Origin of the sequence: Lactococcus allomyrinae, assembly GCF_003627095.1 — a bacterium.
Lineage (GTDB): Bacteria > Bacillota > Bacilli > Lactobacillales > Streptococcaceae > Lactococcus > Lactococcus allomyrinae.
Map to the genome: position 1 here is coordinate 2,493,980 of NZ_CP032627.1, position 12,684 is coordinate 2,506,663.

The 12,684-nt window shown below is 35.1% G+C and carries 16 protein-coding genes; all 16 read left to right on the forward strand.

Annotated elements, in window-relative coordinates:
• The first annotated feature begins 77 nt into the window (after positions 1-77).
• The 16 genes from D7I46_RS13695 (at position 78) to D7I46_RS11990 (ending at position 12,682) form a co-directional block, all read left to right on the forward strand.
• Positions 78-209, forward strand: coding sequence for a hypothetical protein (locus tag D7I46_RS13695; protein ID WP_276116963.1), 132 nt, complete (start codon positions 78-80; stop codon positions 207-209).
• Positions 202-387, forward strand: a complete 186-nt coding sequence (locus D7I46_RS11920; protein WP_120773066.1) for a hypothetical protein — start codon at positions 202-204, stop codon at positions 385-387. The genes D7I46_RS13695 and D7I46_RS11920 overlap by 8 nt, the downstream gene beginning before the upstream one ends.
• The gene (locus D7I46_RS11925; RefSeq protein ID WP_120773067.1) at positions 384-1,757 is read left to right on the forward strand and encodes a phage portal protein; all 1,374 of its coding nucleotides are present in this window, start codon (positions 384-386) and stop codon (positions 1,755-1,757) included. Before D7I46_RS11920 ends, D7I46_RS11925 begins: the two co-directional genes overlap by 4 nt.
• A complete protein-coding gene (locus tag D7I46_RS11930; RefSeq protein WP_120773068.1) occupies positions 1,747-2,910 on the forward strand; it encodes a hypothetical protein in 1,164 nt (387 codons plus the stop codon). Before D7I46_RS11925 ends, D7I46_RS11930 begins: the two co-directional genes overlap by 11 nt.
• Positions 2,816-3,421, forward strand: coding sequence for a hypothetical protein (locus D7I46_RS11935; RefSeq protein ID WP_120773069.1), 606 nt, complete (start codon positions 2,816-2,818; stop codon positions 3,419-3,421). The genes D7I46_RS11930 and D7I46_RS11935 overlap by 95 nt, the downstream gene beginning before the upstream one ends.
• Before the next feature lie 3 nt (positions 3,422-3,424).
• Positions 3,425-3,910 carry a phage head-tail connector protein gene (locus D7I46_RS11940; RefSeq protein WP_120773070.1) on the forward strand — a complete coding sequence of 162 codons (486 nt, stop codon included), beginning with the start codon at positions 3,425-3,427 and terminating at the stop codon, positions 3,908-3,910.
• Positions 3,907-4,317 (forward strand): hypothetical protein, encoded by a 411-nt coding sequence (locus D7I46_RS11945; protein WP_120773071.1) that lies wholly within the window; start codon positions 3,907-3,909, stop codon positions 4,315-4,317. The genes D7I46_RS11940 and D7I46_RS11945 overlap by 4 nt, the downstream gene beginning before the upstream one ends.
• Before the next feature lie 13 nt (positions 4,318-4,330).
• Positions 4,331-4,732 (forward strand): hypothetical protein, encoded by a 402-nt coding sequence (locus D7I46_RS11950; protein WP_120773072.1) that lies wholly within the window; start codon positions 4,331-4,333, stop codon positions 4,730-4,732.
• Positions 4,733-4,749: 17 nt separating this feature from the next.
• Entirely contained in the window at positions 4,750-5,169 is a 420-nt protein-coding gene (locus tag D7I46_RS11955; protein ID WP_120773073.1) for a hypothetical protein, read from the forward strand.
• A 186-nt stretch (positions 5,170-5,355) separates the two neighbouring features.
• The gene (locus tag D7I46_RS11960) at positions 5,356-6,366 is read left to right on the forward strand and encodes a hypothetical protein (protein WP_120773074.1); all 1,011 of its coding nucleotides are present in this window, start codon (positions 5,356-5,358) and stop codon (positions 6,364-6,366) included.
• Positions 6,367-6,424: 58 nt separating this feature from the next.
• Positions 6,425-7,117 carry a hypothetical protein gene (locus tag D7I46_RS11965; protein ID WP_120773075.1) on the forward strand — a complete coding sequence of 231 codons (693 nt, stop codon included), beginning with the start codon at positions 6,425-6,427 and terminating at the stop codon, positions 7,115-7,117.
• A gap of 105 nt (positions 7,118-7,222) precedes the next feature.
• Positions 7,223-8,104 (forward strand): hypothetical protein, encoded by an 882-nt coding sequence (locus D7I46_RS11970; protein WP_120773076.1) that lies wholly within the window; start codon positions 7,223-7,225, stop codon positions 8,102-8,104.
• A gap of 24 nt (positions 8,105-8,128) precedes the next feature.
• Positions 8,129-9,100 carry a hypothetical protein gene (locus tag D7I46_RS11975; protein WP_120773077.1) on the forward strand — a complete coding sequence of 324 codons (972 nt, stop codon included), beginning with the start codon at positions 8,129-8,131 and terminating at the stop codon, positions 9,098-9,100.
• Between the two features lie 32 nt (positions 9,101-9,132).
• Positions 9,133-9,456: a hypothetical protein gene (locus tag D7I46_RS11980; RefSeq protein WP_120773078.1), complete on the forward strand. Its 324-nt coding sequence runs from the start codon at positions 9,133-9,135 to the stop codon at positions 9,454-9,456.
• Complete coding sequence (locus D7I46_RS11985; RefSeq protein ID WP_120773079.1) at positions 9,456-9,776, forward strand: hypothetical protein; 321 nt, start codon at positions 9,456-9,458, stop codon at positions 9,774-9,776. The genes D7I46_RS11980 and D7I46_RS11985 overlap by 1 nt, the downstream gene beginning before the upstream one ends.
• Before the next feature lie 17 nt (positions 9,777-9,793).
• The gene (locus tag D7I46_RS11990; protein WP_120773080.1) at positions 9,794-12,682 is read left to right on the forward strand and encodes a phage tail family protein; all 2,889 of its coding nucleotides are present in this window, start codon (positions 9,794-9,796) and stop codon (positions 12,680-12,682) included.
• Positions 12,683-12,684: the final 2 nt, after the last annotated feature.

The window sequence follows — 12,684 nt, forward strand, 5'->3', positions numbered from 1 at the left end:
TTATTTAACAGATTAGATGATAGATCAGGATATACTCACTATACCTGTAAAAAGTGTGGAAAGGTTAAATTGAAATTATGATGACTTTTTTTATAAATGCACTCATTGCTTTGGCAATTGTAATTGTTATTGCATTAGGTGCAATTATCATTGTTTCTGTGTATCAAGTAGTTAAGGATATTTTGAAGAAAGGGAAAAATAGTGATTAAAGAAATACATATTATTTATCACCCAGAAAAAGAGTACCCTTATTCAATAGCTGGTTGGAATGATGACGGAACAAATTTTGAGGGAGCAGCTTCTGAGCTTGGTTTAGCTACCTTGGAATGTGCAACAGCTATATTCCAAGGACTGTTTCTTGACGCTAAAGAAAGGAAACTTTTATGATTGGAGATGAAATTATATCAGGGCAAGGTGGTGACGCCCCTATCATCAATGATACTGGTGCTGCTGTTGGTGGTGGAATGCTTGATATGGGAAATACAACATTTCAAGCTGGTGCTTGGTATTCAAATCAAAATAATGCAACCAAAGACAGAGTAAATAAGCCTGGTCAATCAATCGTTTATGGTTTAAAAAGGCAAGTTATTTTTAAACAAAGTATCAAGTATGATGAAAATGAAAATATTGATTATAGAGAGCGTGGATTTACTTTTCCAGAACTCGACCATATTTTTTCTACACAACTTCATTATGCTTTTGAAAAAGAAGCAATTGACAGATTCTCAGCATTGATTACAAGCAATTATGATAATCAAATACAAGAATCATTAAAACAAGCACTTACTTATGGCTTTTGTGTTGTATCTGATGAGGGAACTGCTGGAAATCCAAGTTTGCGACTTCTAAAAAATGCTTTTCCATTTTTCAATCCACTTGATGAGGTTGAATATTATAGTTTAGTAGGTCTTAAAATAGCTGAACACTTTGATGACTGTGTAAATGTTATTGTCACATCTGATGGAACTTTTGGAGTTGATAAGGATAATAAACTTTTAGAGGATTTGACTGCTGCTGATGTTGGTCTTGAGGAGTTTCCAACGTTTGAACGCTTGCACGTTATTTATACAAATAACTTTGAGCCGATATGGGCTGACGCTTATAGCTCAATCTTACGATATGATTTAAACTTAGAACAAGCAGACGGTTCTATCAATCGCTACCAAAATGCAATTCTGCAAATTAGAAATTTAATTCGTGGAATGAATGCAACTAAAAAACAAACAGAATCAGAGCTTAGACAATTCTATGATAACGTTCATGTTGTAGCGTATGAAATGAACCGCCAAGCAGAGGGGAATTATCCAACAAGTCCTGAATTAAGTTATGTTCAACCAAATATTGATGTCAATGCTACTATGCAATTTTTGGAAGAAATCAAATCAAATATTTACAGAATGCTTGGGATTGTCAGGAGTGAAGATTTAGCAGGAAATCAAGCACTTGATACTGTAGTTATCAGGACACAGGAGATGTTGAATCGTGCTACAGAGTACAGTAAACAACTAAAAGAAAGTTATACGACAATAACAGGATTGTCAGATATTGGTTTTGAAATTCGCTCACAAGTTCCAATCTATGGCATTATCAAAGAGTTAAATGGTGTAACCAATATTTCTCAAGAGATGATGACAGATTTGATTATGACTGGATATTCTAAAAAAGAGAAACAAGCGGAGCTAGACCGTGTGCTTTTAACTCAACGTGATGAACTTGGTATGGCTGGAGCTTTAAGAGGTGTAATCAATGGCAACTAATAATCTTGATGAAATCATTGATTTTATTGAAAATACTCTAGGTTATGTAATTACTCCTGAAAATAGAGCTGATTTAATCAAAGAAGCTCAAAGTATTATTCAAGAAAATAAGAATAATCAACAAGTAGCATTTATTGCTGTTATGATAGCGATTGTAAATAATAAAAATATTGTTCAAGAAAATTTGCATAAAAAAGTTGCTGAACTTCAAAAAGAATTAATAAAGAGAGGTCTTGAAGTTGATACAGCTTTAAAAGGTCAACTTCGATTGCTTGCTGAATATGACTTATTGAGATATAACCTGTCAGAGAGTTTTATCAATGTTATTACTGGGAAACCACCTGATAAATTTGCAAAAACGATTGATGAAATATTACTTAATTCAGCAAAAGAATCTAAAAAATATCTTGATTGGGAATTTGACGGAATTGAGAATGGAAAAATAGTTGATTATAACCAAGCTTTGTCTAGTTATTTTGATTATAAAGCTAGGTTATATGCTTCAAATCGAAAACCATCAATTATTCCAGATTATGATTATTATAAAAAACTCTATGCTGAAAAAATTGGTAATATCAAAATCAATGATTTTATGTCAGATAGAGATGTTGCTTTAGCTCAAAAAGCAATTAAGCAAGCAGTCAATGCAGCAAATAGATTTAACAGATTTGATTTGATGTATAGACAAACCGCTGACAGGTTTGAACCAGGAGAAAAAGGAATCTACGCAGCAAGAGCAGCGGCAGATGAAGATTGCAAAGCTCATCAGGGGATAGTAATGACAAGAGAGCAATTTTGGGAAATTACTCCAGTACACCCTAATTGTTTATGCACACTTGAGCCAAGACCTTACACTTATTCTGACCAGAAGTGGGAAAATAATATGATGTTAGATGATGGTACGATACCAAAAACTGCTGACATATATAGAAAAGCTGGCACATCTCGTTATCCAACAAAAGAATACATAGGAAAAAGTGTTGAAAACAAGTATAAATTCAAGTATGCTTTACCACCCAAATCACATCAAAAAACTTTAATCAAAGGAGAATTAAACTATGAGTACACAGAACCAAACAGCTTTAACAGATCAGGTTACTTCAACAGCACAACAAGAGCAGACTACTACAATTCAACAAGGACAACAAACTGAACAAACTCAACAACAGCAAGAATCTGCACAAGCACCTGGTGCAATGACTTTGACACAGGCAGAGCTTGATAAACTTATTTCAAAGGGAATTCAAACGGCTACAGCGAATTTGACAAGTAAATTTGAGGAAGCTCAGAAGCGTATCAAAGGGCTTGAAGCTCAAAATATGACAGCAGAAGAATTAGCTGCACAGCAACAGAAAGAAGCTCAAGAAGCAAGTGCTGCACGAATTGCAGAGCTTATAGAAAATAATCAACGTTTGCAAATTAAAGCTAAGATTGCTGAAACTGGATTACCTCTTGACGAAAATCTTTTTGTTAATACTAGTCTTGAAATTGATGATATTTTTAAAAATATTGATAATATGGCTAAAAAGTACAATGATGATCTTGAAAAAGCTATTGCTTCTAAACAGTCAAAAGCTGGTGCAGGTATCGCTTCAAAAGCTGGTAATGGAAATCAAACCACATCTAGTAATCAAGAATATGCTAAGAAAGTACCTTGGGTATAAACTATGACAACACCAAATATTAACGAAATCAAAGAAATTTCTTATGACACACTAAAAAAATCACTTTGTGCCTTAACAGGTGTATCAAAAGATAAAGATGATTTGTTGCATGAAGCCTATAATATTACTAGTGATTGGATTTCTGGGAGAATTAGAGGGCGAGAAGTTGATGAAAATTCATTTCTTGCAGTAGCTCGTAGAGTAATTAAAGAGTACACAATTTATAGATTTAATCGTATTTCAGAAGAGGGCTTGACCTCTCGGGAGCAGGACGGCGAAACAGTCACTTGGGATACTAAATATCTCAATCAATTTGAAGATGATTTGGAGAGTGTAATTGTAAGTGCTGGTGATGGTTGGTCAGTTACTGTACTTTCTCAACGTGAAAACACAGTATGGAATGAGGGACATACTTCTACACCGCTATTTTACAACGGTGCAACATGGGTTTGGTCAGAAAACCATGCTAATTTGAGAGGTGGAAGATGACAGAATATATTGACGGAAATCAAACTGCTCAACGTCTAATCAATCTTGTCACTCGTGCTGTAAATGGTCTTACTGATAATAATGGAAAAATAAAGTATCCTCTTGCTTTTGCTCCTGAACATCATGACAGCCCTGGCGCTTGGTCATATTATGATATTGGTCAGCAAGGACGCAAAGTTCAGTCAAGACGATTTACTTTTAATGCTGATGATATTGATAGTACACTAACATTACATATCTTTGAAAATCCAGAAAAACAAGGCGATTTAATCAATAATATTTCTATCATTGATAGAGCTGTTTACAATGGCTATTCTGATTTACAAGGATTCGCGCATGACTTGAGCTTTCGAGTTGTTCATGATGAAAGCGGAGATTTACACGCTGTTATTAACTTTAAAAAATAAGGAGAATTAAAATATGTCATTTCAATTAGTTTTAGGCAAAAAGCCTGTTATTTTCAAATCTGGTGTCCGAATGAATAAAAAGTTGGATAAATTATCAACAATGACTTTAATTAGTGAAGATGGCCAAGAAATAAAACACTTTGCTGGTTCAGGTGCTGGTACGGTTAATCAATTTATCACAGTGATTGCTCAACCAGAAGCAAGCACAGAGGTCATTTTAACTTTGCTCTCATATTTGCTGTTTTCTATGCAAAATGAAGTTGCTCAAGATGAAATTGATGATTATTTAGATTCTATTGATGATGAGGAAACTTTAAGCCAAATTGTTCAAAAAGTGTATAACGAGCTTCCAAAAAAATCAAAAAAGTCAGTTTCACAATCAGAGATGAATACAGCGCCTATTGCATTGCAATAGTAAACGCTATCTCTCCAATGGGCTTAATTGACACAGTTTATACAGAAAATCATGAAATAATTGAGTGGTTACACCTTATGACTGGATATTCCTTTGAGCAAATATCACAAGCTGACAAAGAATTTGTAGAACGTTTGAGCGTACATTTATCGTTTAAATATGCTGAAAAGTATGATGAAATAATTGATAGAGCTACAATCCAAGCAATCATTGACAAAAAGAAAAAAGGGAAAAATAAAACAGGTTTATTCAGTAAATTTGAGATTTTGTCAAAGTTGACAGGGAAAAACCAAGGTACGTTAAAACAAACTGCTGATTTTCATAATCAGTATGAACAAACTGATATGGAAATTGGAGATAAAATCAAAAAAGAAGCTGAACGTGCGGAGCGTGAATTTAAAAAAGCAACGTTTTTACAAAAAATTCGTAAAAAATAAATTTTGCTGGACGGAAAAGGCTAAGTCCGATAAAATAGTAAATGAAACGAATACTTTTCGGGCAGTTATCTCCTATAACTGAATAAAAAGCGGGCGTGAAATCAATAATCTTTTCAACGAGATTGTGGTTTTGCGCCCGTTTTTCGTTGGAGAAAAATATAAATATAAGAAAAGGAAGATAAACAAATGGCTTATCCAGGACAATTTATTACTCCACAGACTACCGCACCATTTACTGAAACAGTGGGTGCTGAAACATCTGCAATCGTTGATATTATGCAAGATCCAAACCGCCCTGATTATTTCTATACGACTTTGCAAGACCAAGAGATGAATGATTCTATTATTGGTTCACAGGATGGCTCTAAATTTGCATTGACTAACAAAATTTCAGGTCAAACGGTTTCTCGTCTTGAAATGGGAAATCGCCGTGGCGCTCTTGGTGTACCTCATGATGGTCTTTATCCAGTGAATGCTACACCTGCTAAAAAAGGATTACTTCTCATCAATAAAATTGGTGATATTGATGTTATCAATTATGAAACTTCACTTGCTATGCCAGCACTTGTTCAATCAAATGCTGAACGTTTGCGGCGTGGAGTAGTCCAATCAATTGATGATATGTTCCTATTTGGAAAGAATAAGATTGATTTCACAGAAATTCAGGGAGTAACAACAGCTCCTAAAACAATTCAAGACAATATTACTACTAATACTGCATTTACTGCTGAACAATTTATTGAACAGCTCCTTGCAATTAAAGGTAAAGCAGTTGTAGTGGTTGAAAATGAAATGGCAATTCCGCAAATTCTCGCAAGTCTTCAAAGTGCTAATCCAAGTTACTATACAATGTTGAGTACGCTCCTTGGTGGTGTGACTGTGAAATACTACCATGATTTAACAGAACAGCTGCAATTGTCAGGTATTCCAGTGCCTACAAAAGTACCACCATATCTTATTTATGACCGTAATCAAGCTTCTATGGTTCTTAATCCAAATGTAGAGATTATGGTTTCTCAACACGCAACATTGGAAAATGCACAGTTGAATGGAGCGGCAGCCCAACAACTTTCACTTTATCAACGTAATAAAACTGCTTTCCGTATTACTTCGTTTGCTGGTTATGAGTGGGAAGCGCTCAATAATCAATCAGCATTCTCTAATATTGTCATTCCCAGTGAAACCCCAGATGATTAATAAATATGATGTTGGGCGCTATGATAATGCAAAATATATGTGAGAAAGGAAAGTAAAAATGGCTACTAAAACAACAGACTACAATGAAACTGCTCTTAGTCCAAGTAAATCACTCTTTTATGTTCGTCCATATCGTTTACGTGCAGAAATTCCAGCATACAAATTTGGTGGAGTAACTGATTTTAGTTACTCAGCAGAATATGGAACGGACACAATCGCAAGTCGTGGTGCTGGTGGTTCAAAAAATGTAACTGTTCGTAATGGAGATGATAGTTTCTCCGTTGATTTCACTAATGTTGAAGCTCTTTCTGTAGAAGCAGAAGCAATCCTAGAGGACGCTCTCAATAATGATGAGTATGTTGAAATTTGGGAAGTCTTTTCAGATGTTGCAGCAGATGGTGTAACAATCAAAGATGTTGAGGGGAAGGTTGTTCCTACTGGTTGGATTCGTGATACTTATTATGTTGGACGTATTCATAAAATGGATCACTCAAATAATGCTGGTGATTCTAGCATGACTTCACAATGGACTTTGACTTGTGATAATAGACCTGATAAATCTTGGATTGAACCTATTGATATTCAAGAAGAATCAGCAACATTTTATCCTAACGCTTCACTCAAAGCTTACACACCAACTGATATTCCTGATAATACAGTACGTGATGTGAATGCTGATGAATTTGTTCCAAGTGAAAACGAAAGTCAAAATGTTCATTATGACACACCCTCAACCACCCCTGGTGAATAAGGGGGTATATAACAAAACAACGTACAATCATTCAACGTACAACTAAAAAAATATAAATGGGCTAGGGCTTTGAGCCTTAGTCCATTTTTAGAAAGGAAATGAGTTATGGCAGTTAGAACAGATAATCAGTTGCTAGATGGAACTTACGGAACGACTAATCCAATCATACCTAAAAACACTATTACATCTGAACGCCACCGTGACATCATTGATTCAAAGGTAAGTCGCTATTCAATTCAAAATCCTGATGAAACAACGCCAGAGGGAACTTTGATTTTAGCAAATAATCAACATCAAGATGAGCAAGACCAACGTTTGGATAGTTTAGAAGCTTCTGATGTTGAAATTAATAACCGACTTGATGGATTAGATGGACAAGTTACTAATATTGAAAACAACTATGTCACTAATCAAACATTTACAGATTATCAGCAAAATCAAGAAAATATTGATGATACGCAAGACCAACGCTTGGATATTTTGGATAATACTGTTGTTAAATCTGTAAATACTATTAGACCTAGTGAAGACGGTGATGTTACTCTCCAACTTGATGGAGAAAAAAGCATTATTGCTACTGGTGTAGTCATAATCCCCAATGATTCAGGTGTAGTTATAGCAACAGGTTCAATCAAGGCAGAGTTAAAAATAAAATCAGATACTCAAATAATTTCTGGAGAAATTTTTATCCACGATTTTAAACTTACTCTTAATTCTTCAGCTCTTGGAAATGAATCACATTTTGTTTTAAATATTACAATTCCCGAGGGATATTCTCTAGCAACTGACCGCGGAACATTTGTTGCCAATTGTGATTCAGGCGGAACAATTTATTTTGGTTCGTTTGCACATTATAAGGCTAGAACAGGAGTTTTTTCAATATCTAGCGGAGTAATCACTATACCTTTTTCGTTCTATGCAAGTACAAACTATCCAGCAACTGCTTCACAATTTACTTACGGAGATATAAGAATCAAATTTATTTAATTTTTTTGAGAGGATACTATAGATATGACAATCAGACAAGATAATGAGCTACTTGATGGAACTTATGGAACAACTAGCCCAATCCAACCAGATAATGAAATCACAGCAGAGCGCCACCGTGACATTGTAGAAAGCAAAGCTAATCGGTTAAACTTTGGAGAAAATCCTGATGAAACAACAATAGAGGGTGCATTTGTTGCAAATATCAATAATAAACTAGGGAATTTATTGACACAAGATAAAATTCATCAAAACTCACAATCAAAACTTGAATTTACCGTTGATGGTAGTGGAGGTATGCATAATCAGGTTTTGAATTACAGTGATGAAAAAGGAATCATGCATTCTTTAGAAGATGTAAAAATTACTTTTTATTCTGCTACTAATCCAGCTGGGGCATTAAATGTAAAATTTTCACCTAATTTATATACTATTGACATTAGTAATTTTTTGACATTGTTTTATGATGAACTAGATTTGTTAGTGCTTTCTTCTAAAGCGTTACCTCAAAAACTTGATAACTATTCAGTAGATTATATTAATAGTGTAATTAGAGCTGATGGTCTTTATGCCAATATTTCAATTTATTTAAATGATATTAATGAAGGTATTTCATCATCTATTGGTGGAACTATTCATTATCAAGAAGACGGACAAAGTAATTTTTACGATACTTCTTATACTCTTACAACTTTAGATAGTAACAATCAAATTTTAAGTTTGAGAGGGTATGCAGAAATTTTTAATGATACATTACCTGAAAATATAATTATTAATCTTAACCCAACAAATGGAGATATTCCAGGCATTTATCCTTTGAATATTTCAGAATTTCATCAGTTCTTTTATGCCTTGCATAATGGAGAATATAACGATTTGGAACTTTATTTTGATGGAAATGGCTTACGTGTCAATACTATTGGCTTTAATTTAACAGCTGGCGACCAAGTAGCAATTTATTATAACTTTACGTTGATTTGTAGTAAAGATGTTTGAGTTGTTTTATTCAGGTATAAAAGGGGGATGCCATGCTTTATCGAGAAACACTAAAATTTTATAAATCATCAGTTTATGATGAAAAAACAGGTAATTTTAAACTTGGAGAATCATTCAACATTGAAAATCTTGATGTCCGTGTTTATCGAGGAGAAGATACAAACCAATCTGAAAAAGGTGTAGTGAATTCAAAACAAATCATATCTGTAAGGAGTAGAGAGTCTTTTCCACTTAATCATATTGTTGAATGGAATAGTAAACGTTGGAAAATAAGGACTTCAAATTTCACAAGTTATGAAGATAAAAGACGGCGGCATTGGTTTAGCGCCCGTTTTATTGAGGTAGGTGATGTGTAATGCCATTAAGTTTTTCGCAAGTTGGTCAAGAAGCAGAGAAGTTATTACTTAATCAAATTGGTCAATCTGTAAAAAAACAGGTTGATACAGCAGTTAGATTATCGCCAGTATCGACAGAAGCAACGCGACCAGGCGGACCACATGGTGAGCTAAAGTCGAAGTGGAAATTATCAGGTGGTGGAAAGCATTATACTGTTTCAAATTCTGCAAATCATGCAACTTTCCAAGAAATCGGAACACGTCATCAATCTGGGCGAGAAATGCTAGGTTTACGTTCTGGAAAAATTGTTAATGACATTATCAATCGTGTCAAAATATAGCTAGAAAGGGGTAAATTATGGCTTTAAGTGGAACACTACAGCTCAATATTGATGTGAATGACAAAGATTTATTAAAAGCACAAAAAGATATGACAGGTCTTGAAAATCAAGGAAAAAGCGCAAGTAGTGGCTTAAAGGCTGCATTTGGTGGAGCATTTATTGGTTCAGTTGTTGCTTCTGGTATCTCAATGGTTCAAAGTGGGTTGAGGGGTCTTATTGGAGAGCTTGATACAAGCACAGCAGCTTGGAATAACTTCAACTCTAATATGAAAGGGATAGGGTGGCCGCAAAGTGAGATTGATGCCGCTAAATCAAGTATTCAGAAATTTGCCCAAGATACTGTTTATAGTTCATTAGATATATCAAATGCTTTCTCTGCAATGGTTCAGGGCGCTCACTTATCAAGTGGTGCAGCTATGGACGTTGTTCATGGTTTTGGTGCTATTGCTTCAAGTGCTAATGATCCGAAACAAGCTCTAGGTAACTTGATTGACCTTTACAATGGATTTAATACTACACTTAACAGAATTGACTTTAGGCAAGTAAGTACAGCACTTAATGGTAACACTGCACAAATTGAAAAACAACTGAATGCTATAAAAGGTACTAATGCCAAATGGTCAGATTTTGAAAGTGGTTCTGTAAAAGTTACCAAAGAGGAATTTCAAAAAGCTTTGGCTCTTGCTGGAACTAATAAGGCTTTGATGGAGAATGCCACGCAGTATAAATCAGCTTCTCAAGCTCTTGATGGTTTGAAAGAAACTGCAACAAATGCACTCACTCCATTATTCAATTCTGTTAGTCAAATTGGGATTAAAGTATTTTCTGATTTAGCTGATAGTCTTCAAAATATAAAAATTCCAGACTTATCTACAAAAGATATTGACGCTATAGCAAGTTCTATTGAAAAAGTAATACAAGCAGCGGGTCATATCGGAAAAGGTTTTGGCAATGCTATTTTAGCAATGCTTAAACCATTTTCAGATGGAAAAACTGGTATTGATGGAGTAGCAACAGCAATTGGAAACCTTGCAGATAAAATTTCAAGCATTCCACCCTCTACTATGCAAGGAATTGCTACAGGAATTATTGGTATAGCAGCAGCTTCTAAGGGAATTCAAGTAGCTAGTGGTATATTTAAAGTTTTTTCTGCAACAACAAAAGGTGTAGGAACTGCGATAAAAGGCTTGAAAGCAGCAGCCAATGTAGGACAAGCTCTAGTTGGAATAGCAAAAGGAAGTCAAGCGGCAGGATATGGCTTGCAAATTATGGCTAAAGAAAGCAAACTGGCTTCTGTAGCACTCAAAGGAATAAAAATTACTGATGGTATTTCTGGTGTGGCTGTTAAAATGGCAGGTGGTTTGAAAACAGCAGCTCTTGCTGTTTATGGATTTGCAACAGGCGAAGCAGTGGCAGCAGCAGCTACTGGCGCTCTTAGTGCTGCGATTGCTGTACTCACCTCTCCAATAACTTGGATTATTGCAGCAATTGCTGCTGTGGTAGCTGCTTTAGTGTGGTTCTTTACTCAAACTAAAACAGGACGGCAAATTGTAGCTACTGTTTGGAAAGCTATTCAAACTGCTATTCAGTCAGTTGTATCTTGGTTTACTGGAACAGCTATACCAGCCTTACAATCTGCTTGGCAAGAAATACAAAGTGGTTGGAATACACTTGTGAATGTCGCTCAAACGATTTGGAGTGCAATCACTAATGCTATTTCAACCGCAGTCAATTTCATTGGTAATATTATTTCAACTGTTATCAATACGATTAGTTCTATCTGGTCGACTGTTTGGAATACTGTATTATCTGTGGCTGCAACAGTTTGGAATGGGATTATGGCTGCAATTAGTCCAGTTATTGCATGGTTAAGTGGTACTTTTGTTCCATTGTTTCAAGCAATTGGTAACCTGATTGTAGCGGTATTTAATTTCATCTTGGCAGTTGGTCAGATGGTTTGGCGTTTACTTATGCAAGCTATATCAATAGCTATTACATTTATAAGTAATATTATAACAACCATACTTTCTGTGATTTCAGCAACATGGAACACTGTATGGACGGCAATTTCCACATTTCTTTCTGCAACATGGACAGCAATCACTAATGCGGTTTCCGTGGCAATCAATGCAGTAATGAATGTTATCAATACTGTTCTCACAACAATTAGTGCAATTTGGAATACAATTTGGTCAGCTATTTCAGCGTTTCTTGCTCCAATTTGGGCGACAATTCAAAGTGTTGTATCAACTGCTATCAATGCAGTAATGAACGTTATTTCACCAGTTTTGGCAGTCATTCAAGGAATTTGGAATACAATTTGGTCAGCTATTTCAGCTTTTATTGGTCCGATTTGGGATTCGATAAAGAACGTAATTGATACTGCAATTAATGCGGTAAAAGATGTTATTCAAACTGTATTAGACACTATAAAAAACGCATGGGACACTACTTGGAATGCTCTGAGTGGAGTAGTTCAAAAAGTAATGGATACAGTAACAAGTATTGTGCAAGGGGCTGCTGATGTCATTAGTAATATCATTGGTGGAATTACAGATACAATCAATGGTATTTCAAAAGCTGTTAATAAAGCAACAGATTTTGTAAAAAATATTGGGAAATTAGAATTTACAGTTGGTGGAGATTTTCAAGATTATCCTAGAGGTGGCGGTGGTCAACTTGCTTATGCAGGATATGGAGAATTCCAAACACCTGATACATTTAACTTTGGCTCTCAAAATGTTAGCTCGCCTCATTTTGATACAGTAAATACAAATGATAATTCTAATGCTCCACAAGATGAAAGAGAACGTATTATCATTGTTGAGCTTGACGGTAAAACCATAGCTAAAGCAACGGTTGATGAAACAACAAGACTTCAAAAGATTAAAGAAAAGAGGAGATAGAG